Annotated in this window: 26 protein-coding genes; 15 read left to right on the plus strand and 11 right to left on the minus strand. The window is 60.5% G+C overall.

The features are described 5' to 3' along the window. Nucleotides 1-359 precede the first annotated feature (359 nt). The 7 genes from AACW30_RS29530 (at nt 360) to AACW30_RS29560 (ending at nt 8,198) form a co-directional block, all read left to right on the plus strand. Nucleotides 360-1,496: a branched-chain amino acid ABC transporter substrate-binding protein gene (locus AACW30_RS29530; protein WP_106577646.1), complete on the plus strand. Its 1,137-nt coding sequence runs from the start codon at nt 360-362 to the stop codon at nt 1,494-1,496. Nucleotides 1,497-1,728: 232 nt separating this feature from the next. Beyond that, on the plus strand, nt 1,729-2,643 hold the full coding sequence (locus AACW30_RS29535; protein WP_053254074.1) for an ABC transporter permease subunit: 915 nt from the start codon (nt 1,729-1,731) through the stop codon (nt 2,641-2,643). Between the two features lie 2 nt (nt 2,644-2,645). Further along, nucleotides 2,646-3,923, plus strand: coding sequence for a high-affinity branched-chain amino acid ABC transporter permease LivM (livM, locus tag AACW30_RS29540; protein ID WP_106577647.1), 1,278 nt, complete (start codon nt 2,646-2,648; stop codon nt 3,921-3,923). Beyond that, nucleotides 3,920-4,795 (plus strand): ABC transporter ATP-binding protein, encoded by an 876-nt coding sequence (locus AACW30_RS29545; RefSeq protein WP_119737880.1) that lies wholly within the window; start codon nt 3,920-3,922, stop codon nt 4,793-4,795. The genes livM and AACW30_RS29545 overlap by 4 nt, the downstream gene beginning before the upstream one ends. Beyond that, complete coding sequence (locus AACW30_RS29550) at nt 4,792-5,508, plus strand: ABC transporter ATP-binding protein (RefSeq protein ID WP_069786861.1); 717 nt, start codon at nt 4,792-4,794, stop codon at nt 5,506-5,508. The genes AACW30_RS29545 and AACW30_RS29550 overlap by 4 nt, the downstream gene beginning before the upstream one ends. 822 nt (nt 5,509-6,330) lie before the next feature. Continuing rightward, a complete protein-coding gene (locus tag AACW30_RS29555) occupies nt 6,331-7,095 on the plus strand; it encodes an SDR family oxidoreductase (protein WP_200624039.1) in 765 nt (254 codons plus the stop codon). Nucleotides 7,096-7,292: 197 nt separating this feature from the next. Continuing rightward, entirely contained in the window at nt 7,293-8,198 is a 906-nt protein-coding gene (locus AACW30_RS29560) for a cation diffusion facilitator family transporter (RefSeq protein ID WP_106577649.1), read from the plus strand. Between the two features lie 120 nt (nt 8,199-8,318). On the opposite strand, the gene AACW30_RS29565 is transcribed toward AACW30_RS29560, so the two are convergent. The 5 genes from AACW30_RS29565 to ureE all read right to left on the minus strand — a co-directional run bounded on the left by AACW30_RS29565 (nt 8,319) and on the right by ureE (nt 12,031). Next, nucleotides 8,319-9,440: an AGE family epimerase/isomerase gene (locus AACW30_RS29565; RefSeq protein ID WP_200624040.1), complete on the minus strand. Its 1,122-nt coding sequence runs from the start codon at nt 9,438-9,440 to the stop codon at nt 8,319-8,321. Nucleotides 9,441-9,621: 181 nt separating this feature from the next. After that, a complete protein-coding gene (locus AACW30_RS29570; protein WP_119737876.1) occupies nt 9,622-10,194 on the minus strand; it encodes a HupE/UreJ family protein in 573 nt (190 codons plus the stop codon). Nucleotides 10,195-10,218: 24 nt separating this feature from the next. Further along, entirely contained in the window at nt 10,219-10,833 is a 615-nt protein-coding gene (ureG, locus tag AACW30_RS29575) for an urease accessory protein UreG (RefSeq protein ID WP_017849719.1), read from the minus strand. Nucleotides 10,834-10,859: 26 nt separating this feature from the next. Beyond that, on the minus strand, nt 10,860-11,534 hold the full coding sequence (locus AACW30_RS29580; protein WP_200624041.1) for an urease accessory protein UreF: 675 nt from the start codon (nt 11,532-11,534) through the stop codon (nt 10,860-10,862). Next, complete coding sequence (gene ureE, locus AACW30_RS29585) at nt 11,531-12,031, minus strand: urease accessory protein UreE (protein WP_119737872.1); 501 nt, start codon at nt 12,029-12,031, stop codon at nt 11,531-11,533. The genes AACW30_RS29580 and ureE overlap by 4 nt, the downstream gene beginning before the upstream one ends. A gap of 339 nt (nt 12,032-12,370) precedes the next feature. Here ureE and AACW30_RS29590 point away from each other — a divergent pair, with 339 nt between their 5' ends. Next, entirely contained in the window at nt 12,371-12,841 is a 471-nt protein-coding gene (locus tag AACW30_RS29590) for a C40 family peptidase (protein WP_200624042.1), read from the plus strand. A 5-nt stretch (nt 12,842-12,846) separates the two neighbouring features. Here AACW30_RS29590 and AACW30_RS29595 read toward each other — a convergent pair whose 3' ends face one another. Together AACW30_RS29595 and AACW30_RS29600 are read right to left on the minus strand one after the other, a co-directional pair. After that, complete coding sequence (locus AACW30_RS29595) at nt 12,847-13,479, minus strand: TetR family transcriptional regulator (RefSeq protein WP_053254084.1); 633 nt, start codon at nt 13,477-13,479, stop codon at nt 12,847-12,849. 151 nt (nt 13,480-13,630) lie between these two features. Further along, complete coding sequence (locus AACW30_RS29600) at nt 13,631-14,002, minus strand: hypothetical protein (RefSeq protein ID WP_106577655.1); 372 nt, start codon at nt 14,000-14,002, stop codon at nt 13,631-13,633. A gap of 368 nt (nt 14,003-14,370) precedes the next feature. On the opposite strand from AACW30_RS29600, the gene AACW30_RS29605 reads away from it, so the two are divergent. Then, nucleotides 14,371-16,437, plus strand: a complete 2,067-nt coding sequence (locus tag AACW30_RS29605; protein WP_200624043.1) for an AsmA family protein — start codon at nt 14,371-14,373, stop codon at nt 16,435-16,437. Between the two features lie 1,258 nt (nt 16,438-17,695). Here the strand turns inward: AACW30_RS29605 and AACW30_RS29610 are convergent. Both AACW30_RS29610 and AACW30_RS29615 read right to left on the minus strand, forming a co-directional pair. After that, on the minus strand, nt 17,696-18,226 hold the full coding sequence (locus tag AACW30_RS29610; protein WP_106577657.1) for a ferritin-like domain-containing protein: 531 nt from the start codon (nt 18,224-18,226) through the stop codon (nt 17,696-17,698). Between the two features lie 98 nt (nt 18,227-18,324). Further along, the gene (locus AACW30_RS29615) at nt 18,325-19,236 is read right to left on the minus strand and encodes a LysR substrate-binding domain-containing protein (RefSeq protein ID WP_200624044.1); all 912 of its coding nucleotides are present in this window, start codon (nt 19,234-19,236) and stop codon (nt 18,325-18,327) included. 126 nt (nt 19,237-19,362) lie between these two features. Between AACW30_RS29615 and AACW30_RS29620 the strand changes: the two genes are divergently transcribed. Together AACW30_RS29620 and AACW30_RS29625 are read left to right on the plus strand one after the other, a co-directional pair. Continuing rightward, entirely contained in the window at nt 19,363-20,004 is a 642-nt protein-coding gene (locus AACW30_RS29620) for an FMN-dependent NADH-azoreductase (protein WP_200624045.1), read from the plus strand. A gap of 78 nt (nt 20,005-20,082) precedes the next feature. Then, a complete protein-coding gene (locus AACW30_RS29625) occupies nt 20,083-20,973 on the plus strand; it encodes an esterase/lipase family protein (protein WP_200624046.1) in 891 nt (296 codons plus the stop codon). Nucleotides 20,974-21,087: 114 nt separating this feature from the next. Here AACW30_RS29625 and AACW30_RS29630 read toward each other — a convergent pair whose 3' ends face one another. After that, nucleotides 21,088-21,975 carry a DMT family transporter gene (locus AACW30_RS29630; protein WP_106577660.1) on the minus strand — a complete coding sequence of 296 codons (888 nt, stop codon included), beginning with the start codon at nt 21,973-21,975 and terminating at the stop codon, nt 21,088-21,090. Between the two features lie 97 nt (nt 21,976-22,072). Between AACW30_RS29630 and AACW30_RS29635 the strand changes: the two genes are divergently transcribed. From AACW30_RS29635 to AACW30_RS29650, 4 genes are all read left to right on the plus strand, one after another. After that, a complete protein-coding gene (locus tag AACW30_RS29635) occupies nt 22,073-22,861 on the plus strand; it encodes an AraC family transcriptional regulator (RefSeq protein ID WP_119737859.1) in 789 nt (262 codons plus the stop codon). A gap of 72 nt (nt 22,862-22,933) precedes the next feature. Beyond that, the gene (locus AACW30_RS29640) at nt 22,934-23,245 is read left to right on the plus strand and encodes a PsiF family protein (RefSeq protein WP_106577661.1); all 312 of its coding nucleotides are present in this window, start codon (nt 22,934-22,936) and stop codon (nt 23,243-23,245) included. Between the two features lie 206 nt (nt 23,246-23,451). Further along, nucleotides 23,452-24,465, plus strand: a complete 1,014-nt coding sequence (locus tag AACW30_RS29645; protein ID WP_106577662.1) for an AI-2E family transporter — start codon at nt 23,452-23,454, stop codon at nt 24,463-24,465. 43 nt (nt 24,466-24,508) lie between these two features. Next, nucleotides 24,509-25,087 (plus strand): hypothetical protein, encoded by a 579-nt coding sequence (locus tag AACW30_RS29650; protein WP_200624047.1) that lies wholly within the window; start codon nt 24,509-24,511, stop codon nt 25,085-25,087. A gap of 147 nt (nt 25,088-25,234) precedes the next feature. Here AACW30_RS29650 and AACW30_RS29655 read toward each other — a convergent pair whose 3' ends face one another. Next, on the minus strand, nt 25,235-26,503 hold the full coding sequence (locus tag AACW30_RS29655) for an Hsp70 family protein (protein ID WP_012721959.1): 1,269 nt from the start codon (nt 26,501-26,503) through the stop codon (nt 25,235-25,237). Between the last annotated feature and the right edge of the window lie 106 nt (nt 26,504-26,609).

A 26,609-nucleotide genomic window follows, 5' to 3' on the forward strand; every position in this document is an offset into this window, starting at 1 on the left:
TTTTCTTAGCAGGCTACTAATCTGTATTGGTGCAAGTCGTAGCAATCACGCACTGTAAATGTGCAGTTCCGTTACGCACATTGTTACAGGCGTAGGAACTGTCGTTTATCCGTCTGGTTGCAGGTGCGACCTGCCAGGGTTGTACTTTTTCGTGCCATCGGTTGCACCTCTCGATGATAGACGGTTGCACGTCCTGGCAAAAGGAGTCGAAACGCCTGTAATAACAATGACACCGTGTCTTTTTGAAGAATAAAAACGTAATGGCACGCGGCTTGCTCTGGGCTTTCCCCTGAAAGTTTCAGTTGAAGGTTCGCAGTGAAATCGTAGTGCCAATAAACAAAAACCTCGGAGCACCACTCATGTCCCAGACGTTTTACAAGAAAGGTTTTCTGGCCCTCGCCGTTGCAGCGGCGCTGGGTGTTTCTGCGTTTGTTCAAGCTGATGTGAAGATTGGCGTAGCGGGGCCGATGACGGGCGCCAACGCAGCTTTCGGTGAGCAGTACATGAAGGGTGCCCAAGCGGCAGCCGATGTGATCAACAAGGCCGGCGGGATCAACGGCGAGCAACTCAAGCTGGTGGCCGGCGATGACGCCTGTGAGCCGAAGCAGGCCGTGGCCGTAGCCAACCGCCTGGCGGACCAGGACAAAGTGATCGGCGTGGTCGGGCACTTCTGCTCCTCCAACACCATCCCGGCCTCCGAGGTGTACGACGAAGCCGGCATCATCATGATCACCCCGGGTTCCACCAACCCACAGGTGACCGAACGTGGCCTGGGCGCGGTGTTCCGTATGTGCGGGCGTGATGACCAGCAAGGCATCGTCGCCGGCGACTACATCGTCGACGTGCTCAAGGGCAAGAAAGTCGCGGTCATCAACGACAAAGACACCTACGGCAAAGGCCTGGCTGACGCCACCGCTCAGCAGTTGACCAAGCGTGGCGTCAAGCCGGTGCTGGAAGAAGGCCTGACCCGTGGCGAGAAAGACTTCAGCGCCCTGGTCACCAAAATCCGCTCCACCGGTGCCGATGTGGTGTACTTCGGCGGCCTGCACCCTGAAGCCGGTCCACTGGTGCGCCAGATCCGTGAAGCGGGCCTCAAGGACGTCAAGTTCATGTCCGATGACGGCGTCGTCACCGACGAACTGGTCGCCACCGCAGGCGGCGCGCAATACGTCGACGGCGTTTACATGACCTTCGGCGCCGACCCGCGCCTGCTGCCAGACAGCAAGACCGTCGTGGAAGAGTTCCGCAAAAACGGCACCGAGCCTGAAGGCTACACCCTGTACGCCTATGCCTCGATCCAGGCCCTGGCCGCTGGCTTCAACGGCGCCAAGTCCAATAAAGGCGAAGACGCCGCCAAGTGGCTGAAATCGCACCCGGTCAAAACCGTGATGGGCGAGAAAAACTGGGACGCCAAGGGCGACCTGAAAATCTCCGACTACGTGGTTTACCAGTGGGATAAAGACGGCAAATACCACCAGCTGGAAAAGCAGAAGTAAGAACAAGCACGATCGTTTAAGCGCCTCGATCCCCTGTGGGAGCTGGCTTGCCTGCGATAGCGGTTTCACCTTCAACACAGGTGTTGGTTGTCAGTCCGTCATCGCGGGCAAGCCCGGCTCCCACAGGGAGCGCGGTTGCTCGCACCATCGTGTCAGGCGACAAGTCTGTCTTTTCCTCCAGAAGCGCCGCACACCCACCGGTGTGCAGGTGCTCACCGCGTGAGATTGCGTTATGGATGGTATTTTCCTGCAGCAACTGGTCAACGGCCTGACCCTCGGGTCGGTCTATGGCCTGATCGCCATCGGCTACACAATGGTCTACGGCATCATTGGCATGATCAACTTCGCCCATGGCGAGGTTTATATGATTTCCGCTTACCTCGCGGCGATCAGTCTGGCACTGCTGGCTTACTTCGGCATCGAATCCTTCCCGCTGCTCATTCTCGGCACCCTGATATTCACCGTGGTCGTCACCGGCGTTTACGGTTGGGTCATCGAGCGTGTCGCCTACAAACCGCTGCGCAACTCCACCCGACTGGCACCGCTGATCAGCGCCATCGGTATCTCCCTGATCCTGCAAAACTATGCGCAGATCGCTCAGGGCGCGAAACAACAAGGCATTCCTACCCTGCTGGCCGGCGCCTGGCGCGTCGATATCGGCAGTGGGTTCGTGCAGTTGACCTACACCAAGGTGTTCATCCTGGTGGCCGCGTTTCTGGGCATGGGGCTGCTGACCTACATCATCAAGTACACCAAGCTGGGCCGCATGTGCCGCGCGACCCAGCAAGACCGCAAGATGGCGTCGATCCTCGGCATCAACACCGACCGGGTGATCTCTTATGTGTTCGTGATTGGTGCAGCGATGGCGGCCCTGGCTGGCGTGCTGATTACCCTCAACTACGGCACGTTCGACTTCTACGCCGGCTTCATCATCGGCATCAAGGCGTTTACCGCAGCGGTACTCGGCGGCATCGGTTCCCTGCCTGGGGCCATGCTCGGCGGGATCATCCTGGGTATCTCCGAGTCGCTGTTCTCGGGGTTGATCAACTCTGACTACAAAGACGTGTTCAGTTTCTCCCTGCTGGTGGTGATTCTGATTTTCCGTCCTCAGGGCCTGCTTGGTCGTCCGCTCGTGGCGAAGGTGTAAACATGTCTGCTGCCAAATCTATCGATATCAAGAAAAGTGTGGTCGATACGGTCCTCGCCGGGCTGATTTCGTTGATCGTCTTCGGTCCGATTGTCGGCGTGGTGCTCGACGGCTACAGCTTCAACCTGGAACCGGCGCGCGTGGCGATCCTGGTCGCCATTGTGATGGCTGGCCGTTTTGCCCTCAGCCTGTTCCTGCAAACCCCCAAGGGCCTGAAGATTCTGCAGGGTTTCGAGAGCAGTGGCTCCGGCGTGCACGTGTTGCCGCCCGACTACAAATCACGCCTGCGCTGGATCATCCCGGCGCTGATCGTGATCGCCATCGTGTTCCCGATCTTCGCCAACAAGTACCTGCTGACCGTGGTCATTCTCGGGCTGATCTACGTGTTGCTCGGCCTGGGCCTGAACATCGTGGTGGGCCTGGCCGGCCTGCTCGACCTGGGTTACGTGGCGTTCTACGCCATCGGTGCCTACGGCCTGGCGCTGGGTTATCAATACCTGGGCCTGGGCTTTTGGAGCGTGCTGCCACTGGCGGCCATTGCCGCCGCGTTAGCGGGCTGCATACTCGGCTTCCCGGTACTGCGAATGCACGGTGACTATCTGGCCATCGTGACCTTGGGCTTCGGTGAAATCATCCGCCTGGTGCTGAACAACTGGCTGTCGTTTACCGGCGGCCCGAACGGCATGCCGGTGCCTTCGCCGACCTTCCTGGGCCTTGAGTTCGGGCGCAAGGCGAAGGACGGTGGAATACCGTTCCATGAGTTCTTCGGCATCGATTACAACCCCAATATCAAGTTCATGTTCATCTACATCGTGCTGTTCCTGGTGGTGCTGGCTGTTCTGTACATCAAGCACCGCCTGACCCGCATGCCGGTCGGCCGCGCCTGGGAAGCCTTGCGCGAAGATGAAATCGCCTGCCGTTCCATGGGCCTGAACCACGTGTTGGTCAAGCTCTCGGCGTTCACCATCGGCGCATCGACTGCTGGTTTGGCCGGGGTGTTTTTTGCCAGCTATCAAGGCTTCGTCAACCCGTCGTCGTTCACCTTCTTCGAATCGGCTCTGATCCTGGCCATCGTGGTGTTGGGCGGCATGGGCTCGACGGTCGGCGTGGTGATTGCGGCGTTTGTATTGACCGTCGCGCCGGAGTTGCTGCGCAGCTTCTCGGAGTACCGAGTGCTGCTGTTTGGCGTGTTGATGGTGGTGATGATGATCTGGCGGCCACGCGGCCTGATTCGCATCAGCCGTACCGGTGTGACCCCACGTAAAGGAGTGGCGCCATGAGCAAGGAAGTCGTCCTGTCCGTGGAACATTTGATGATGCACTTCGGTGGCATCAAGGCCTTGAGCGATGTGAGCCTCAAGGTCGAACGCAACTCGATCTTCGCCCTGATCGGCCCCAACGGCGCCGGCAAGACCACGGTGTTCAACTGCCTGACCGGTTTCTACAAGGCCAGTGGCGGCAAGATCCAACTCAACATCCGCGGCAAGCAGACCAACGTGATCCAGTTGTTGGGCGAGCGCTTCAAGGTCACCGACTTTGTGTCGCCGAAAAGCTTCTTCAGCCGCGTTTACTACAAGATGTTTGGCGGCACTCACCTGGTCAACCGTGCCGGGCTGGCGCGCACCTTCCAGAACATTCGCCTGTTCAAGGAAATGTCGGTGCTGGAGAACCTGCTGGTGGCCCAGCACATGTGGGTCAACCGCAACATGCTCGCCGGCATCCTCAACACCAAGGGCTACCGCAAGGCCGAGAGCGATGCGCTCGACCACGCCTTCTACTGGCTGGAGGTGGTCGACCTGGTGGACTGCGCCAACCGCCTGGCCGGCGAGCTTTCCTACGGCCAGCAGCGCCGCCTGGAAATCGCCCGTGCCATGTGCACCCGGCCGCAGATCATCTGCCTGGACGAACCGGCAGCCGGCCTTAACCCGCAGGAAACCGAAGCGCTCAGCGCGATGATTCGCCTGCTGCGCGACGAACACGACCTCACGGTGGTGCTGATCGAACACGACATGGGCATGGTGATGAGTATTTCCGACCACATTGTGGTGCTCGACCACGGCAACGTGATCGCCGAGGGCGGCCCCGAAGCGATCCGCAACGACCCGAAAGTGATTGCCGCCTACCTGGGCGCCGACGAAGAGGAGCTGGTATGAGTGCACCTATCCTCGAAATGAAGGACCTGGACGTGTTTTACGGCCCGATCCAGGCCCTGAAAAAAGTCTCGCTGCACATCAACGAAGGCGAAACCGTCAGCCTGATCGGCTCCAACGGCGCGGGTAAATCCACGCTGCTGATGTCGATTTTCGGCCAACCGCGCGCCGAGTCCGGGCAGATCCTCTACAACGGCGTCGACATTACCCATAAGTCGTCCCACTACATCGCCTCCAACGGCATTGCGCAGTCGCCCGAAGGGCGGCGGGTGTTCCCCGACATGACCGTCGAGGAAAACCTGCTGATGGGCACCATCCCGATCGGCGACAAGTACGCGCAGGAAGACATGCAGCGCATGTTCGAGTTGTTCCCGCGGCTCAAGGAGCGGCGCACCCAGCGCGCCATGACCATGTCCGGTGGCGAGCAGCAAATGCTCGCCATCGCCCGCGCGCTGATGAGCCGGCCCAAGCTGTTGCTGCTCGACGAGCCGAGCCTGGGCCTGGCGCCGATTGTGGTGAAGCAGATCTTTGCGACCTTGCGTGAACTGGCGGCGACCGGGATGACTATCTTCCTGGTGGAGCAGAACGCCAACCATGCGTTGCGCTTGTCGGACCGGGCGTATGTGATGGTCAACGGTGAGATTCGCCTGACCGGCACTGGGAAGGAGCTGCTGGTGAACGAGGAAGTGCGTAATGCCTACTTGGGCGGGCACTGATCTGAAGGCTTGATGCAATAACCCCTGTGGGAACCAGCTTTATGTGGGAGCTGGCTTGCCTGCGATGCGAACACTTCGGTCTGTCAGGCAAACCGAGGTGATGCTATCGCGGGCAAGCCCGACTCCCACATAAGGCCGGTTCCCACATTTGTTTTTGGGGTGTTCACAGGCTCCCCGCCAAATTGTGGAAAACAAATCCAGCCACCCTCCAAAGCGCGACATATAGCCGCCGCAAATCCCTGTTTTGTCACAGTTTTGACTTGTCCCCATCCGCTGTGGAACCGGCTGTGGGTAACGTGGGAGTAGCTGGCTGGACGCCTTTAAAACCGTGGCTTGCAGGGCGGTGGTTGTTTATTGATCAGCGGTTTTTTCGGGACCTGTCGAGCGCTTTGTCAACCTGTTTAAAGACACAGGTATATGACCGATTTATGTCGTCTTGGCCTGTGGATAAGTCTGTGACTAAACTCTGGAAAGACGGCCGCAGAGGCCGGAATGACTGGCCTGGAGCCATCGTTCGAGTTTGCCTTTGTTAACCGGGCCTACATACGGCCCGTCCAAGGTCAAGCAAAAAACTTTCTAAAACTGCCTGCAGGCCTTGTACACAGCGGCTTTTGGCTTTTTGCACTTGCCCCCAAAGACTGTGGGCGCAGTTGTGGATAACCTGCGCGCATATGGCTGCAGGCCACGGTCTATAAGGCCTCGCTCGCGATGGTTAAAAATTGACCAGCATGGCATGAAGGTGTGTGCACAGCGGTTGCCGCAATCGCGGCGTAAGGGCATTCTGCTGGCAACTTTTTCCCAGATGCCCGCAAGGAGAACACCATGTCCGACACGCTGTTTATTACTGGCGCAACCTCAGGTTTCGGCGAAGCCTGCGCCCGCCGCTTTGCCGACGCCGGTTGGAAACTGGTGCTCACCGGCCGTCGTGCCGACCGTTTGAATGCACTGGTCGAAGAGCTTTCCAAGCAAACCGAAGTGCACGGGCTGGTCGTGGACGTTCGTGACCGCAAGGGCATGGAAGACGCCATCGCCAACCTGCCGCCATCGTTCGCCACGCTGCGCGGGCTGATCAACAACGCCGGCCTGGCCGTGGGCACTGACCCTGCGCCCAAATGCAGCCTCGACGATTGGGAAACCATGGTCGACACCAACATCAAAGGTCTGCTGACCACCACCAGCTTGCTGCTGCCACGCCTGATCGCTCACGGCCGTGGCGCCGGGATCATCAACCTGGGCTCCATCGCCGGCAGCTACCCGTACCCGGGCAGCCACGTGTATGGCGGGTCCAAGGCATTCGTGAAGCAGTTCTCGCTTAACCTGCGTTGCGACCTGCAAGGCACCGGGGTGCGCGTGACCAACATCGAACCAGGCCTGTGCGAGAGTGAATTCTCGCTGGTGCGCTTCGGCGGCGACCAGGCGCGTTACGACGCGACCTACGCCGGTGCTGAGCCGATCCAGCCGCAGGACATTGCCGACACCATCTTCTGGGTGCTGAACACGCCGGCCCACGTGAATATCAACCGGTTGGAGTTGATGCCGGTTAGCCAGACTTGGGCTGGGTTTGCAATTGAGCGTGGGGCCAAGTAAGGCTTAAGACCGAGTCGCTGCCATCGGGGGCAAGCCCCCTCCCACACTCAACCGGGTTTCAACTTTGAAATGCGGTCAAATGTGGGAGGGGGCTTGCCCCCGATGGCGTCAAATCGGCCAAAACACGACATAAGGTACACTCCACCCCTGAAAACCCCTCCGCACTGTGCGGTTTAAAGGTTTTGACGGGAGGAAATGTGAGTAACCGAGGTGAGCAGGCACTGCTCAAACAATCGACGATCCTGATGTTCGCGGTAGCGATCGCCGGGATTGTCACGGGTGTGATATCTGGCGCCCAATCCATTCTGTTCGACGGCTTTTTTTCGCTGATCGCCACCGCCATCAAGGTGTTGATGCTGATCACGGCCAAGCTGATCGCCAAAAAAAGCAACGAGCGTTTCCAGTTTGGCTATTGGCACCTGGAGCCGATGGTATTGCTGATTGAAGGCAGCTTTTTGCTGCTGATCGCCATCTACGCGTTTCTCAACGGCGTGTTCGGCATTATCAATGGCGGGCGCGAGATCGAGTTGGGCCTGGTGATTGTCTATGCGGCGGTGTTTACCGTCGTCGAATTCGCCTATTTCTTCTACGTGCGCTACCGCAATCGCAAGCTGAAATCTTCACTGATCCAGTTCGACAACATCAGTTGGCTGGTGGACGCGATGCTTTCGGTGGGCTTGCTGATCAGCTTTCTCGCCGCGCTGTTGCTCAAGTCTCAGGGGTATGACGAGTGGGCGGTGTATGTCGACCCGCTGATCTTGATCCTGTTGGCCCTGAGCATGCTGGCGCCGGCGTTCAAGATCTTGCGCCCGGCCTTGCGCGAAGTGCTGGGGATTGCCCCCGATCACTTGGACGACAAGGTGCGCGAAGTGATGGATGCGGCGCTAGCCAAGCATGGTTTCGATGACTACGAGTCCTACGTGCAAAAACACGGGCGGGCGCGGTTTATCGAGATTCATGTGGTGCTGCCAGCCGATTACCCGGTGGATAACGTTGCGACCCTCGACGCGCTGCGCGAAGAGATATCCACAGCGCTGGGCACGCCGGATGCGGCGCGCTGGCTGACGATCAGCTTTACCGGGGATCGCAAGTGGATTGCCTAACAGGCAGATAGACCGAGGTGAGGCATTCGCGAGCAAGCCCGCTCCCACACTTGACCGCGGCCAGCCCTTGGAATGCGGCCGAATGTGGGAGCGGGCTTGCTCGCGAAGAGGCCCTGAAAGTCAGCCTAGATACTGGATCAAACCCTGATAGCAGGTCGCCAAGTGATACGGCGTGGTCGACGGCATGTCCCGTCGGCTCACGGCGCCCTTGGCATCCAGGCATTCATGCCAGCCTTTGTCATGCAAAAAGTGCTGTTGCAGCGCCAGCAATTGGCGTTGCAGCACCGCCTCGCTGGCAGGCCGCAAGGTCAGCGCGCGCAGGTATTCAGCCTGGGCCCAGATCCGTTGAGTGCCATCGCGCACCGTGCCGTCCAGGGCGAGCATGCCGCTGACCGCGCCGCTCGATTTATCCACACCCTTGAGCTCGGCGTAGGCAAACGCCCGCGTCAACGAGGCGTGCAGCGCGGTGCCGCGAAGCACGTCTGAAGACGCCAGCAAAAAGAACCATTCGAACTGGTGGCCCGGCTCAAACCAGTTATCCACAGCGCCCAGTGGTTTTTCCATCATCACGCCGTGCTGGCGGTCGATGAAGCGCTTCTGCATAGCCGTGGCAAGGTCCAGCAGTGCATCTTGGGTGACGGCGTCTTCACGCACGGCCAGGGTGGCGAGAAAGCCTTCGGCCAAGTGCATCAGCGGGTTTTGCAGCGGGCCGGACTTGAGGGATGACCAGTTGCGTTCCAATACCGCTTCGTACAGGCCGTCGCCTGTGGCGAAACGGTCGGCGACCACGGCCAGCGCCGCATCGAGCACCGATTCCACCAACGGTTCACGCACTTTGGCCCAGTAGTGGGCACAGGCGAAGATGATAAAGGCGTGGGTGTAGAGGTCTTTGCGCTTATCCAGCGGTTTGCCGTGCGCGTCGATGCTGTAGAACCAGCCGCCGTGCTCGGCGTCGTGAAAGTGCCGTTGCAGGGAGCGAAACAGCGCCGCCGCGCGCGCTTCGGCAAACGCCGCCTGCGGCTCGCCGATCAGGCTGGCGAACAGGTACAGCTGCCGCGCGCAGGCCATGGCCCGGTAGCGTTGCGGGGGCAAAGGCTGGTGATGGGCGTCCAGCGCCTCATAGGGCAACGCCAGCTCGGCATTCCAGCCCGGGCCCTGCCACAGCGGCACGATCAGGTCATGGAAGTGCGTGAGCACGGCATTCAACGAAGGCTGGGAGGCGGAACTTGGAGCGGTGGGCATCGGCTGGCGTCGTCACGGCAGGGGTGTAGGCGCGCATGGTAGCAGGCTTGGGATGGCTGGTGGTTTTGAGACCGCGTTCGCGAGCAAGCCCGCTCCCACATTCGACCGCTTTCCAACGCTAGGACGCGGTTAAATGTGGGAGCGGGCTTGCTCGCGAAGAGGCCTTCAGCAGCGCCGCACATCAGCCCGCCAGCAACCAAACCCCCGTCGCCGCCGAAGCCGCCCCGGCCACCCGCACCAACGGCGCAGCCGCCGCCGGCAGAAAACGCACCACCGCATACCCGGCCGCGTGCAACACCGCCGTCGCGCCGACGAAACCGGCCGCATACGCCCAAGGGCTGGACATGTCCGGCAGCTCCAAGCCGTGCGCCACGCCATGGAACAGTGCAAACAACGCCGTGGCAGCCACCGCGACGAACAGTGGCGGCCGCACCGCCAGCGCCACGGCCAGGCCCAGCGCCAGCACCGAGGCCGCGATCCCGCTTTCCAGTGCCGGCAGTTCCAGGCCTTCAAAGCCCAGCAGGCCGCCAATCAGCATGGTGCCGACAAAGGCGCAAGGCAGCGCCCAGCGTGCGTTGCCTTTTTGCTGCGCCGCCCAGAGGCCGACGGCGACCATGGCCAGTAAGTGATCGATGCCGCCCAGTGGGTGGCTGATGCCGGCTACCAGCCCGTTATCGCCATGCCCGGGGTGAGCGAAGGCGAGGGCCGGGGTGAGCAGCAAGGCTGCGGTCGCGAGAAGTTTGTTGAGACCCATGAACAGGCTCCTTTTAGGGTGATGTCAGGCTGCGGTCAGCAAGCCCTGACGTTCGATAAAGGCGACGATTTCATCCAGGCCGACGCCGGTTTTCTGGTTGCTGAACACGAAGGGCTTGCCGTTGCGCATCCGCTGAGTGTCGCTGTTCATCAATTCCAGCGAGGCGCCCACCAGCGGCGCCAGGTCGATCTTGTTGATGACCAGCAGATCGGATTTGCAAATACCGGGCCCGCCCTTGCGCGGCAGCTTGTCGCCGGCCGACACATCGATCACGTAGATAGTCAGGTCTGACAGTTCAGGGCTGAAGGTGGCCGACAAGTTGTCGCCGCCGGACTCCACCAGAATCAGGTCCAGGCCGGGGAAGCGGCGGTTGAGCTGGTCCACTGCTTCGAGGTTGATCGAGGCGTCTTCACGAATCGCGGTGTGCGGGCAGCCGCCGGTTTCCACGCCGATGATGCGCTCCGGCGCCAAAGCCTGGTTGCGCACCAGGAAGTCGGCGTCTTCGCGGGTGTAGATGTCGTTGGTCACCACGGCCAGGTTGTAGCGATCGCGCAGCGCAAGGCAGAGCGCAAGGGTCAGGGCCGTCTTACCGGAGCCCACCGGGCCGCCGATGCCGACACGCAAGGGTTGTGTGTTCATGTGCTTCTCCACAGAAGTAAAAGGGCTTAGGAACGGAACAGGCGGCTGTACTGGCGCTCGTGGGCCATGCACGCCAGGGACAGGCCGAAGGCGGCGCTGCCAAAAGAGTCGGGGCCCAGGCGGCCGGCGTCGTGTTGGGCTTGCTGCAGCAACGGCAGTAGCTCACTGGTCAGGCGCTGGGCGGCTTGCTGGCCCAACGGCAACGTTTTCATCAGCACGGCAAGCTGGTTTTCCAGCCAGCTCCATAGCCAGGCGGCGAGGGCGTCATCAGGGCTGATCTGCCACGCGCGGGCCGCCAGCGCCCAGCCCAGGGCCAGGTGCGGTTCGGCGCAGCTGTCCACAAATGCGCGCGCGGCGGTGTCCAGTTCCGGCAAACCACTGAGCAGTTGCTGCAGGGAGTAGCCCATTTGCCGGCTCTCCTGGTACAGCTCGCGGGTTTCGCGGCTGGCGCGGTGTTCTTCGCATAACTGTGTCAGGCGCGGCCAGTCCTGGTCCGCCGCCGCGCGGCAATGGGCGAGTAGCAAGGGCGCTTCGAAGCGCGCCAGGTTGAGCAGCAACTGGTCGCTGATCCAGCGACGGGCGCTGGCGGCATCATTGACGCGGCCATTTTCCACGGCCATTTCCAGGCCTTGGGAATAGCTGTAGCCACCAATCGGCAATTGCGGACTGGCCAGACGCAACAGCGCCCAGGCTGGGTTCATGGACGTACGCCGAACTGGTGCAGCTTGGGCGGGTAGTTGAAGTCTTCGTCGCCATGGCGCGAATGATGATGGCCGCCGCCGTAGGCGCCGTGTTCCGGTTGGAACGGCGCTTCGAGGGTTTCGGTCTGCGCCCCGAGCTGTTCGAGCATGGCCTTGAGCACGTAGTCATCCAGCAGGCGTAGCCAGCCATCGCCCACTTGCAGGGCGACGTGGCGGTTGCCGAGGTGGTAGGCGGCGCGGGTCAGTTCAAACGCACTGCTGCAGGTGACGTGCAGCAGTTGTTCAGGGCGCGCGACGACGCGTACGACGCGTCCGTCTTCAGCCTGTAGGAACTCGCCATCATGCAACGGCGGCTGACCGCGCTCCAGAAACAGGCCGACGTCTTCGCCGTCGGCACTGAAACAGCGCAGCCGGCTTTTGCTGCGTGCTTCGAAATTCAGCAGCAGCTCAGCGGCCCAGAGGGTTTGAGGCGCGATTCGGCGGTGGATCACCAGCATCAGGAGGCTTCCAGCTATGAGCGATAAGAGTGCTAGAGCAAGGGGCTTGCCAATCACGCACGCGCGTGGGAAATCCTTGTAGGCAAGCACCGGCGTGCCACCGAATAGGGCGTCAGTCGATTCTGACAGTGCTTCTAATTGGTGCGTGACAGGATTTATAGCACCGGATGTGGGCGTTTTGCGTTGAGATCCGTAGCGCGCTGCATGAAATTTCTTTCATCTGATTCGTGCTGGAATTTTCCAGGAATTGACCTACACGAACGCCGGATAGGGCGTTCAAGAACTTACGGGCTGTTTCATTAGGATATTCGCCGTCCTTAATTCACCGCGGCGTCGATCATGTTCAAAGGTTTTACGTGTCTGGTCATTTTCAGTCTGTGGTGTGCCGCGGGGTCGGTTGCGGCCAATGCGCTGCCTGGCGCGCCGATCACGCGTGTTGTCGACCGCGCCCATGCGTTGCTCGGCACACCTTATAACGGCAGCGGCAACAGCGTCGGCCAAGGGTTCGATTGCAGCGGCCTGCTGGTCTATCTGTTCAAGACCGAAGCCAATATCCGCCTGCCGCGCACTACATCGCAAATGCATCGATCAAGCGCCGCGACGGTTCAGAGAGCCGCGCTCAAGCCGGGCGATGCGGTGTTTTTCAAGGGCAATGGCAGTGGGCAGATCAGCCATGTCGGCCTGTATGTGGGCAAAGGCAAATTTATCCACTCGCCCAGCACCGGCAAGCGCGTGCGCATCGATTCGTTGAGCAGCCGTTATTGGAAAAAGCACTACACCACTGCCAAACGCTTTCACGCGGCGGGCTGATCGGCTTACTCGGTGCTGCCCAGGCCTTGCCAATGCTTGAGGCCGATGAAGATAAAGCGCAATTGCTGGGTGATTTTCGCCTGGGGCGTGAGGTGGGCAGGCAGGGCCTGGGCCGGCGGGTCGATAATGTCGGGCAGGGTGGCGAATACACTTTTGACGATCAGGTCGGCCATCACGTGCAGGCCTTCGGCATCCAGGTGCTGGAGCTTGGGCATCAGCGTGAGGTCAGCCGCCAGGTCACTGGTGATGTCTTCGCGCAAGGCGCCGATGGCTTGGCGCACGGCCAGGCAGCCGCCGTATTGCTCGCGGGCCAGGAACAGAAATTGCGATCGGTTGGCCGACACCACATCCAGAAAAATCCGCACGGACGCATCAATGATGCCGCCCATCACGAACTCGTTGTGGCGTACCAGGCGAATTGTGGCGCGGAAGGTTTGGCCGACTTCACTTACCAGCACCAGGCCCAGCTGATCCATGTCGTCAAAATGGCGATAGAAGCCGGTCGGCACAATGCCAGCGGTCTTGGCCACTTCGCGCAGGCTCAGGCTGCCGAACCCGCGGCCACACTCCATCAGATGGCGGGCTGCGTCCATCAAAGCGAGGCGGGTCTGTTGCTTCTGTTCAGCGCGGGGCAGCATCGGCGGGCGGACTTTGTCGGCAAGTACAGCGACGCACTCTAGCAAAACAGCTTCGTCGGCGTCGAACTTGGCGGGAGTGAGGCGGGAGGCGGTCTGTCAAAAAGCAAAAGCCCGATCGGCTGATCGGGCTTTTTTCTCGGCCACCACGGGCTTAGCTCTGTGCTTGATGCAGTTCTTGCAGACGATCAGCACCGCCTTCGGCAACGCCATCGGTGTAGGCGCGTTTGTTGGCTTGTTCAGCACCGCCTTCTACCAGACCTTTCTGTTCCAGGCGATCACGGCCACCTTCAGCAACACCTTCGGTGTAAGCACGTTTGTTGGCGTGTTCCGAACCATTTTCTGCAACGGCGCCTTTGGCGTAGTCACGGTTTTCGTCTTCTTGCGAACCGCTGCGAGCCAGGGTTTGGCTGGATTGAACGGCTTGAGCTTTGTTCTGTGGGGTGGCTTGTTCAGTGGCTGGCAGGGCAAAGGCGCTGGAAGCCAGGACAGACAGCAGAACAGTAGCGAGTATTTGGCGTTTCATGAGGGTTGCTCCTTAGGAGGGCGATAAAGTGGGTACAGGGCTAATGCTACTCTCGATAAGTCGATATAAAAGTTCATAAACACAATGGTAATAATCAACAGAATTGATTGTTCCCATCAGAGGCTCTAGAACGCGCCTCTCAAGCCCGCGGTTTTGCACCATGGTGGGTATTTTCGACCCGTTCATGGGTAACACCGGTGCATTGTTGATGGTTTGGTCGATTCGAGCTGTAGGAGGAATCGCTTTTTTTGCTCGGAATTCGTACTTGGGCTAAACCCCCACGCCATTTGTCAGTCGTAGCCTTATAAGCTGTAGTCAAAAGGTGCGTGGCAACGCGCACCCTCAGTCGTAACCAGGAGTCCTGTGCAATGACGCGCACTCGTAAAATCGTCGCTTGGAGCTGCGCCAGCTTCGTTCTGTTAATCGCCGTGGTGGTCTTGGTGCTGGTGTTCTTTGACTGGAACCGCATAAAACCGCCGATCAATGCCAAGGTCTCCGAAGAGCTGCATCGCCCCTTTGCCATCAATGGCAACCTGGCGGTGGTGTGGGCGCGTGAGCCTGACGAAGGCGGCTGGCGTGCCTGGGTGCCGTGGCCGCACGTGATTGCCGAAGACCTGACGCTGGGTAACCCGGACTGGTCGAAAAAACCGCAGATGGTCACGCTCAAACGCGTGGAACTGCGCATTTCACCGCTGGCGCTGCTGGCGCAGCGTGTGGTGATTCCACGTATCGACCTCACCGAGCCGAGTGCCGACCTGCAGCGCCTGGCCGACGGTCGCGCCAACTGGACCTTCAAGTTCGATCCCAAAGACCCCAACGCCGAGCCGTCCAGCTGGGTGGTGGACATCGGTGCCATCGGCTTCGACAAGGGCCACGTGACCCTGGACGACCAGACGCTCAAGAGTCAGTTGGACGTCATCATTGACCCGCTGGGTAAACCGATTCCCTTCGGCGAGATCGTCGGCGACGCCGATGCCAAGAAGGCCCTGGAAAAAGGTTCGGCGCCTCAGGATTACGCGTTTGGCCTCAAGGTCAAAGGCCAGTACCACGGCCAGAAACTCGAGGGCACGGGCAAGATCGGCGGCCTGCTCGCCTTGCAGGACGCGGCCAAGCCGTTCCCGCTGCAAGCCCAGGTGAAAATCGCCGACACCAGCATCGCGCTGGCCGGCACCCTGACCGACCCGCTGAACCTTGGCGCCCTGGACCTGCGCCTGAAACTCGCCGGCAGCAGCCTGGGCAATCTGTACCCACTGACCGGCGTGACGCTGCCAGATTCGCCGGCCTATTCCACTGACGGCCACCTGATCGCCAAACTGCATGAAACCAGCGGCGCGTCATTCCGCTACGAGAACTTCAACGGCAAGATCGGCGACAGCGACATCCATGGCAACCTGGCTTACGTCGCCAGCCAGCCACGGCCCAAACTCAGTGGCGCGTTGGTTTCCAACCAACTGCTGATGGCGGACCTCGCGCCCTTGATCGGCGCCGACTCCAACGCCAAGCAAAAAGCCCGCGGTGGTGAAAGCAAGCAACCGGCGACCAAAGTGCTGCCGGTGGAAGAGTTCCGCACCGAGCGCTGGCGCGAGATGGACGCCGACGTAGAGTTCACCGGCAAGCGCATCGTGCACAGCGCTGAATTGCCGTTCACCGACCTCTACACCCACTTGGTGCTCAATGACGGCGAACTCAGCCTGGAACCCCTGCGTTTCGGCGTCGCCGGCGGCAAGCTGGATGCGCAGATTCGCTTGAACGGTCGCACCGTGCCGATGGAAGGTCGCGCCAAACTCACCGCGCGTAACTTCAAGCTCAAACAGCTGTTTCCAACCTTCGAGCCAATGAAAACCAGCTTCGGTGAACTCAACGGCGACGCGGACATTTCGGGGCGCGGCAATTCCGTGGCGGCGCTGCTGGGCACGTCCAACGGCGACCTGAAAATGCTCATCAACGATGGCGCGATCAGCCGTGGGCTGATGGAAATTGCCGGGCTCAACGTAGGCAACTACGTGGTGGGCCGCTTGTTTGGCGACAAGGAAGTGAAGATCAACTGCGCGGCGGCAGACTTCGGTATCAAGACCGGCCTGGCGACGACGCGTTTGTTTGTGTTCGATACCGAGAACGCGATCATCTACATCGACGGCACGGCGAACATGGCGACCGAACAACTGGACCTCACCATCACGCCGGAGTCCAAGGGCTTTCGGCTGTTCTCCCTGCGTTCGCCGCTGTACGTCAACGGTCCGTTTATCAAGCCTAATGCGGGCGTGAAAGCCATTCCTCTGGCCCTGCGCGGCGCCGGCATGGTCGCGCTGGGCGTCATCGCCGGCCCAGCCGCCGGGTTGCTGGCATTGGTAGCACCGAGCGGCGATGAGCCGAACCAGTGCGCACCGTTGTTGCAGCAGATGAAGGAAGGCAAAGCGCCGAAAACCGTGAGGTAACTGACAAATCGAAAACCAAAAGTGGGAGCTGGCTTGCCTGCGATAGCGGTGGATCAGTCGATACTTTCATCAACTGACACTGCGCTTTCGCGAGCAAGCCCGCTCCCACAGGGGGCAGCGGTGTGGCGGATGGCAGGACTGACAAAATATCTGCCCTGTCAGGCGCGAAAACGGTGAATGAGTAACTGACGAAACCCAAAACCAAATGTGGGAGCTGGCTTGCCTGCGACAGCGGTGGCTGAGTCAATATCTTCATTGACTGACCCACCGCTTTCGCGAGCAAGCCCGCTCCCACAGGGATTCAGCGGTGTGGCGGGTGGCAGGGTTGACAAAATATCTGCCCTTTCAGCCGCCGGACACGGTGAAAAAGTAACTGACGAAACCCAAAACCAAATGTGGGAGCTGGCTTGCCTGCGAAGGCGATGGCTGAGTCGATATCTTCATTGGCTGGGCCACCGCTTTCGCGGGCAAGCCCGCTCCCACAGGGTTCAGCACTGTGGCGGGTTACTGGGCTAACAAAATATCCACCCTGATCAGCCGCCGGACACGGCGAAGGAGTAACTGACGCAACCCAAAACCAAATGTGGGAGCTGGCTTGCCTGCGATAGCGGTGGTTGAGTCGATATCTTCATTGGCTGGCCCACCGCTTTCGCGGGCAAGCCCGCTCCCACAGGGGTTCAGCGGTGTGGCGGGTGGCAGGGCTGGCAAAGTATCCGCCCTGATCAGCCGCCGGACACGGTGAAAAAGTAACTGACGCAAGCCAAAACCAAATGTGGGAGCTGGCTTGCCTGCGAAGGCGATGGCTGAGTCGATATCTTCATTGGCTGGGCCACCGCTTTCGCGGGCAAGCCCGCTCCCACAGGGTTCAGCACTGTGGCGGGTTACTGGGCTAACAAAATATCCACCCTGATCAGCCGCCGGACACGGCGAAGGAGTAACTGACGCAACCCAAAACCAAATGTGGGAGCTGGCTTGCCTGCGATAGCGGTGGTTGAGTCGATATCTTCATTGGCTGGCCCACCGCTTTCGCGGGCAAGCCCGCTCCCACAGGGGTTCAGCGGTGTGGCGGGATACAGGGCTCTCAAAGTATCCGCCCTGTCAGGCGCCGAAAACAGTGAAAGAGTAACTGACGCAACCCAAAACCAAATGTGGGAGCTGGCTTGCCTGCGATAGCGGTGGTTCAGTCGACACTTTCATCAACTGACACTGCGCTTTCGCAAGCAAGCCCGCTCCCACATGGGTTCAGCGGTATGGCGGGTTACAGGTCCTGCAGAATATCCGCCATGTCGTCGGCGTGTTCTTCTTCCTGGGCCAGGATTTCTTCAAAGATGCGACGCGTGGTCGGGTCTTTGTCGCCGATGTACTGGATGATTTCGCGGTAGCTGTCCACGGCAATGCGCTCGGCTACCAGGTCTTCGTAGACCATTTCCTTCAGGTTGTTGCCCGCCACGTATTGAGCGTGGGAGTTTTTCGACAGCAAGTCGGGGTTGAATTCCGGCTCGCCGCCCAGTTGCACGATGCGCTCGGCCAGTTTGTCGGCGTGCTCGGCTTCCTGGGTGGCGTGCTCCAGGAACTCATCGGCCGCGACGCTGGCTTTCAGGCCGGTGGCCATGAAGTAGTGGCGTTTGTAGCGCAGCACGCACACCAGCTCGGTAGCCAGTGACGCGTTGAGCAGGCGAATGATTTCTTCGCGGTCAGCGTCGTAGCCTTCGGTGACGGCGCCGTTTTCGACGTTCTGGCGGGCGCGTGAGCGCAGGGTCGCAACGTCAGTCAAATGTGCTTCAGTCATCTCAATCTCCTGGTGCTAATCCGGTTTTACGCCACGCTCTGCCGGCGTGATCGCTCCAAGTTGTGAGTGCTGCGCGACGCAAAAAGTTTTATCGGATTTTAAAGTGTCTGGCCGGACAGCTTCGCTTGCGCCTGTACCCACTGGAAAAACGCGCGCACCGGCGGATGCCGTTCACGGCCCGGCACGCAAAGCGCACTGTAACCGGCCCCTTGCACGCTGATCTGCGGCCGGTAGGGCACCAGTAAGCCGGTGGCAACGCTTTCCGACACCAGAATATTGCTTGCCAGCACCAGGCCCTGGCCGGCGATCGCCGCTTGCAGCGCGTAATGCTCTTCGTCGTATTCGCGCAACGGCAGTGCGTGGTTCAGCCAAGTCTCGCCGGCCTTTTCGCACCAGGCTTGCCAGCCGAGGGCATAGAGCCGGGAATTGTGCCAGCGCACGCTGATCAGCGTCGGCACTTGCGCGCTGGCCCGCGCGACCACGTCAGGCGCGCCATACACCGCAAAGCACTCATCGAACAGGCACTGGCCGTAGAGATTCGGGTAATCGCCGATGCTGTAGCGAATCACCAGATCGATGCTGGCGTCCTGCTGCAGGTCGACCACCTCGCACTGGGTGTCCAGGCGCAAGTTGATATCCGGGTGGGCGGTGTAGAAGCGCCCCAGTCGAGGCACCAGCCACAGGGCTGCAAACGCCGGCGTAGTGGACACCGTGAGATGGCCGGCGCTGCGCTGCGGGCGCAGGCTGTCGACGCTTTGCGCCACGTCCAGCAGGGCGCCGTGCACGCTGTGAAACAAGCGCTCGCCGCCTTCGGTCAGGCGCACCTGCCGCGGCAGGCGTTCGAACAATCGCACGCCCAGCCAGGTTTCCAGCGCGCGGATCTGGTGGGACACCGCCGTGGGTGTGACTGACAGTTCCTGGGCAGCAGCCTTGAAGCTCAACAGGCGCGAGGCTGATTCAAAGGTGCGCAGGGCAGTAAGGGGCAGCGAGGCAAACATCAGGGGCTCCATGAATGAGATGAATTCATCTGGAATAACTATTGCTCATTTGTCGGTCAGCGCGCCCGGCTCTAGATTTGCGAGCAAGCGCGGCAGTTATACCGATTGCCCGAGTCTACCCTGTGAAGGTTTTAACAGATGAAAAAAATGCTAGTGGTCCACGCCAGCCCGCGTGGCGAACGTTCTCACTCCCGGCGTTTGGCCGAATCGTTTCTCGATGCCTGGCAGGCGGCCAACCCTGATGCGCAGATCACCCGGCGCGAAGTCGGTCGGGCTTTTATTCCGCATGTCAGCGAGGCGTTCGTCGCGGCAAATTTTTACCCCGAGCCGCAGTCCCTGCCGAAGGTGATGAAGGCCGACCTGCAACTGAGTGACGAGCTGGTCGGCGAGCTGATTGAACATGAGCGGCTGGTGATTTCCATGCCGCTGTACAACTTCGGTGTACCCAGCGGCCTCAAGGCCTGGATCGATCAAATCGTGCGCATGGGGCTGACCTTCGACATCAGTCACGACAGCCAGGGCATCGCGCACTACCAGCCGTTGCTCAAGGGCAAGCGCGCACTGATCATCACCAGCCGTGGCGGCAACGGGTTTGGCCCCGGTGGCGAAAACGAGGCGATGAACCACGCCGACCCGCACCTGCGCACAGCGCTGGGTTACATCGGCATCGATGACATTCGGGTGATCGCTGCCGAAGGTGAAGAGTCGGACAAAAGCGTGTTCCTGCGTGCCTGTGTGGAAGCCGAGCGCCAGCTGCACGACCTGGCGGGGCATTTCTAAAGCGCTGGCGGTCACGGGGCGGTCATCTCGCGTGGTCTAGGATGACCGTATCGTCTTCCCGATCAGGATATCCGCTGCATGGACGAATCCCTCGCCACGCGTTACCCGCTTGTGTTGGTGCCCGGCATGCTGGGTTTTGTGCGCCTGGGGCTGTTCCCCTACTGGTACGGCATTGTCCCGGCGTTGCGGGCGGGCGGCGCGCAGGTGTTCCCGGTGCAGGTGGCGCCGCTGAACGCCAGTGAGGTGCGCGGCGAGCAGTTGCTGGCCCAGATCGAGCGCATTCGCCGGCAAACAGGTACCGAAAAGGTCAACCTGATCGGGCACAGCCAGGGCTCGCTGACGGCACGTTACGCGGCGGCCAGGCGTCCAGAATGGGTGGCGTCGGTGACATCGGTGGCCGGGCCTAACCATGGCTCGGAATTGGCAGACCACTTCCAGGTTCATTACCCCGCAGACCATTGGAAGGGCCGGCTCGTAAGCGCGGTGCTGCATTTGGCTGCCTGGGTGATGAGCGTGCTTGAGACCGGCTATCGCGGGCCGCGCTTCAAGGTGGATGTGCAGGCCTCGCACCAGTCCCTGACCTGCGAAGGCGTGGCGCTGTTCAACCGTCAGTTCCCCCAGGGTTTGCCGTCAACATGGGGCGGGCAGGGCGCCGAGGTGGTCAACGGCGTGCGTTATTACTCGTGGTCCGGCACCTTGCAGCCGGGCAAGACCGATCGCGGGCGTAACCTGCTGGACGGCACACACCGCAGTTGTCGGTTGTTTGCGCGCAGCTTTGTGCGCGAAAAAGGCCAGTGCGACGGCATGGTCGGGCGCTACAGCTCACACCTGGGGCTGGTGATTGGCGATGACTACCCGCTGGACCACTTTGATATCGTCAACCAGTCGATGGGGCTGGTGGGCAAGGGGGCGGAGCCGATTCGGTTGTTTGTTGAACATGCGCAGCGGTTGAAGGCTGCCGGGGTTTAGCTGGTGGGCCGCGTCATCGTTCATCGCAGGCAAGCCAGCTCCCACATTCGCCCCCATTCCAAGCTTGGAACACGGTCAGCTGTGGGAGCCGGGCTTGCCCGCGATAGCGGTCTATCAGGCGACGCTGACCTCTTGGCGCACCGGCGTGGTCCAGCGCTCCGACAAAATCACCCCGCCCAATGTCAGCAATCCACCCACCAAGTGGTACATCGCCAGCTCTTCCTTGAGCACCACCGCCGCAATCAGCGCGGTAATCAACGGCAGCAGGTTGAAAAACAGCGTGGTGCGGCTTGGCCCCAAGGTCTTCACCGAATGCATCCACGCCAACGGCGCGAGCATCGAGGCGAGCAGGCAGGCATACAGCACCAGCGGAATATTCGCCCAGCCCAGGCCAGCCTTGTTCGAGAACAGGAACAATGGAAACAGCACCACCACCGCCACCAGCACCTGCAAATACAGCAACACCAGGGGCGGCAGGCGCAACTGCCATTTTTTCAGCAGCGTGCTGTAAACCGCATAGGCCAGGGTGGCGATCAGCATCATGGCGTCGCCCAGGTTGAGCCCATGTTGCAGCAACGCGCCCAGACTACCGGCCGACACCACCACCACCACGCCGGCAAACGACAGTACCGCACCGGTCAGCGCGCCGAAGGTCAGACGCTGGCCGAGGCTGATAATGGCGGCGGTCAATGCCATCAACGGCATCAGCGAGAGGATGATGCCCATGTTGGTCGCCGAGGTCAGGGCCGCGGCGTAGTAGGCCAGGCTTTGATACACCGCCATGCCCAATACGCCGAGGATGAAGATCTTGCCCAGGTTCGGGCGAATCAGCGTCCAGTTGGCGATCACCGGCTTGAGCATGAACGGGGTAAACAGCAGCGCCGCCAGCAACCAGCGGTAAAAGCCGATTTCTGCCGGGAAGAGGGTGCCCACGGCCAGTTTGTTGACCACGGTATTACCGGCCCAAATGAAGATGGCCAGCAGGGGATACGCGTATTGCATTGAAAGGAACCAGGTGTGTTGATGAGGCGGGATTATCCCTTGTCTGGATCGAAGCCTATACTGCGATCCAGACAACCGACCTTTGTATCCAGACAATATGGCCAGACACACCGTACGCCTCGCGGATTTCCACAGCCTGCCGAGCCCGGTCTACTTTCGTTACTCCGATTTCGCCCCCGACACCGAGTGCACCCCGCACCGGCATTTCTGGGGTTCGCTGGACTATTCGGCCAACGGCGTGATGCGCATGGAAGTGGCCGGCAGCCGCTTTATGTCGCCGCCGCAGTACGCGGTGTGGATCCCGCCGAACACCGAGCACAGCTCCTACAACGCCCAGGCGATTGTCTATCGTTCGGTAGGCCTGGCCCCGGAACTCTGCGAGCAATTGCCGCAGGCGCCGTGCACCCTGGCGATCAGCGAGATTCTCAAAGCCATCCTCAGCGACTTTGCCCAGCGTGACGTCAATATCCCGCAGACCGAAGCCGATATCCGTTTGGCCCAGGTGCTGGTGGACCAACTCAAACAAGCGCCGATTCACGATTGCTTCCTGCCCTACGCGCGTCACCCCGGCCTGCTCGGTGTGCTTGAAGGCATGCAGGCCGCGCCCGGGGACAACCGCCCGTTGGCGCACTGGGCCGAGCAGGTGCATGTGAGCGAACGCACCCTGGCGCGGCAATTTGTGCGGGAGTTGGGCATGAGCTTTGGCGAATGGCGCCAGCGCCTGCGCTACCTTGCGGCCATCGAGGCTCTCGACAGCGAGCGCAGCGTGCAACACGTGGCATTTGACCTGGGTTACAGCACCGCCTCGGCGTTCATCGCGATGTTCCAGCGCCACGCCGGCTGCACACCGGAGCAGTATCGTCGAACTAATATTCGCGGTCGGTGAAGATGTAACGGGCTTTGACTACACTCCTGCGTAGGCCGTGCCCCCCCGGCACGGTAACAGGGAGAAAACTCCATGAAGATGCTGCGTATTCCGCTGTTGATGATGGGCCTGCTGCTGTGTTCCCAAGGGTTTGCCGCCACCGCCGCACAGACCGCCCAGCAACAAAAAATGACCACCTGCAACGCCGAAGCCAAAGGCAAGACGGGCGACGAGCGCAAAACATTCATGAGCACGTGCCTCAAGGCCGCTCCGGCAGCCAACGACGCCAAGACCCTGACGCCCCAGCAGCAGAAGATGAAAGACTGCAATGCCACGGCGAAAACCAAGGCGTTGACCGGCGATGCACGCAAGACCTTTATGAGCACTTGCCTCAAGGGTAGCTGATCACGCTTTCGCGTACGCTGGCGTTCAGGTGTGGGAGCCGGGCTTGCCCGCGATGCAGACACCTCGGTGTATCAGGCAAACCGAGGTGATGCTATTGCGGGCAAGCCAGCTCCCACAGTTGATCGCATTCACACCCTGGCCTCTCGCTTGATTCCCTCAAGGCTGGCAGACTGCCCATCCTTTAACGCCGTTCGTTTTGAGGCTGTATGCCAACGTTTTCTCAGCGTCACGTGTTGTTGCTGGTCAGTTGCATCATCATTTTCGGTGGGTTATTGCTGGTCCTGCCGCTCAAGCTGCTGCCCAGCCTGCTGGCCGGCCTGTTGGTTTATGAACTGGTCAACATGCTCACCCCGCAATTGCAGCGGCTGATCGAAGGTCGGCGCGCGCGCTGGCTCGCTGTGGCGTTGCTCGGCACCTTGATCGTCAGCGTGCTGGCCCTGATCTTTGCCGGCGCCATCAGTTTCCTGCTCCACGAAGCGGAAAATCCCGGGGCTTCCCTCGACAAATTCATGGGTGTGGTCGATCGCGCGCGCGGCCAGCTGCCGCCGTTTTTCGACGCCTACCTGCCCGCCAGCGCCGCCGAGTTTCGCGTGGCCATCGGCGACTGGCTGAGCAAGCACCTGAGCGAACTGCAACTGGTCGGCAAAGACGCTGCCCACATGTTCGTCACCCTGCTCATCGGCATGGTGCTGGGCGCGATCATTGCCCTGCAGCGCGTGCCCGACCTGACCAAGCGCAAACCGCTGGCCGCCGCCTTGTTCGACCGCCTGCACCTGCTGGTCCAGGCGTTTCGCAACATCGTCTTCGCCCAGATCAAGATCGCCGCGCTCAACACCCTGTTCACTGCGATCTTCCTCGGGATCGTGCTGCCGCTGTGCGGGATTCACCTGCCGCTGACCAAGACCCTGATCGTGCTGACCTTCCTGGTCGGCCTGCTGCCGGTGATCGGCAACCTGATCTCCAATACGCTGATCACCATCGTCGCGTTGTCGCTGTCGATTTGGGTCGCAGTGGCGGCGCTGGGGTATTTGATCGTGATCCACAAGGTCGAGTACTTCCTCAACGCGCGCATCGTTGGCGGGCAGATCAGCGCCAAGTCGTGGGAATTGTTGCTGGCGATGCTGGTGTTCGAAGCCGCATTCGGCCTGCCGGGCGTGGTGGCGGGGCCGATTTACTATGCGTACTTGAAGAGTGAGCTGAAGCTCGCCGGAATGGTTTAACGCACTCACTTGAACTTTAAAGGGAATTAAGGGGAAGCAAGCAGTGAGCGACAATATCTACGCTCCGCCAGCGGCGGAGCTGACCGAGACGGTAAAGACGACTTCAGAGTTTTACGTCATTTCCAAAACCAAGCTGCTGGTGTTGAGCGTTCTGAGCTTTGGGCTGTACACCTACATCTGGTCGTATAAAAACTGGAGTTTGTACAAAAAGGCCAATCAGGTGGACATCTCGCCGTTGGCGCGCGCCATTTTTTTTATTTTCTTTATCCACCAGCTCTATCGTCGGGCCGCTGATCGCGTGGCCCGCAGCGGCCGAAAGTTCGATTTTGACTTTGAGCAATGGGCGACGGTGTTCGTGGTGGTGACGGTCGGCGCCCGGCTTTTCGAAATAGCCGCTGACCGTTTCCAGCCCTGGTTTGCCTATAAGCCGCTGATGCTCCTGGCGGTTCCGCTGTGTGCCTACATCCTTCAACACGCCCAGGGCCTGGTCAATTTCGCGGCAGGTGACCCGGAAGGGCAGAGCAACGCTCGCTTTAACCTGTGGAACTACCTGGTGATCGTGCCGGGCGCGGTGGTGTGGGGCCTGATACTGATTGGGGTGTGGACGGTTTATCACCACTAGGCGGTCTTCACCGTTCAAAAAAATGTGGGAGCGGGCTTGCTCGCGAAAGCGGTGTGTCAGTCAGCACATCTGGTACTGAAGCACCGCCTTCGCGAGCAAACCCGCTCCCACATTTTGGATTTGCTGTGTGAGTGAAATCGGGGCCGGTCAGCTGCCGTAACGCTTGCTGGCCTCAATCGCCAAACCACTGCCGATACTGCCGAAGATATTGCCTTCCACGTGCCGCGCATTCGGCAACATCGCCGAAATGCTGTGGCGCAGTGCCGGAATGCCGCTGGAGCCCCCGGTAAAGAACACCGTGTCCACTTGCGCCACACTGACCGACGCATCGGTCAGCAGCTGCGTGACACTATTGCGCACGCGCTCGAGCAAGCCATCGATGGCCGACTCGAACAGCGCGCGGCTCAGCTCCACGCTCAACCCCGGCTCAACCCGGTCGAGCAACACGTGGCGGCTGTCCTCGTGGGTCAGCTGGATCTTGGTTTCTTCCACTTCCATGGCCAGCCAGTGCCCGGCGCGCTGTTCGATCAGCTTGAACAGGCGGTCGATGCCGCCGGTGTCTTCGATGTCGTAGCGCATGCTGCCCAGGGCCAGCTGGGATTTTTGCGAGTACACCGAGTTGATGGTGTGCCAGGTGGCCAGGTTCATGTGGTGGCTGGTGGGCATGTAGGCGCCGCTTTTCATGCGGCTGCCGTAGCCGAACAGCGGCATCATGCCTTGCAGGCTGAGCTGTTTGTCGAAGTCGGTACCGCCGATGTGCACGCCGCCGGTGGCAAGGATGTCGTCGTGACGGTTGTCATTGTGACGGCGATCCGGTGACAGGCGCACCAGCGAGAAGTCGGACGTACCACCGCCGATGTCGACGATCAGTACCAACTCTTCCTTCTCAATGGTGGACTCGTAGTCGAACGCTGCTGCAATCGGTTCGTACTGGAAGGAAATGTCCTTGAAACCGATTTTGCGGGCGACATCGACCAGGGTGTTTTCCGCTTCCTGGTCGGCCATCGGGTCGTCATCGACGAAAAACACCGGGCGACCCAGTACCACTTCTTCGAATTCACGGCCGGCGTTGGCTTCGGCGCGGCTCTTGAGCTGGCCGATAAACAGCGCCAGCAGGTCGGTGAACGGCATTGCCGTGCCGAGTACGCTGGTGTCGTGCTTGATCAGCTTGGAGCCCAGCAGGCTCTTGAGCGAGCGCATCAGCCGGCCTTCGTAGTTTTCCAGGTACTCGTGCAGGGCCAGGCGACCGTACACCGGTCGGCGCTCCTCGAAGTTGAAGAACACCACCGACGGCAACGTGATCTTGTCGTCCTCCAGCGCAATAAGCGTTTCCATGCCGGGGCGGATCCAGCCGACGGTGGAGTTGGACGTGCCGAAGTCGATACCGCAGGCACGGGCTGGGGATGGGTTTTTCATGTCTATCGGGTTCCGGTTGAAAAACGGCCGCGCAGTGTATGCCAGTCGGGCACGGATGCGTAGGCCGACCATCCGTTAAATCGTGCTTGAAAGTGCGGGATTTGCC

This window comes from Pseudomonas sp. MF6747 (assembly GCF_963890955.1).
In the GTDB taxonomy this organism is placed as follows: Bacteria; Pseudomonadota; Gammaproteobacteria; order Pseudomonadales; family Pseudomonadaceae; genus Aquipseudomonas.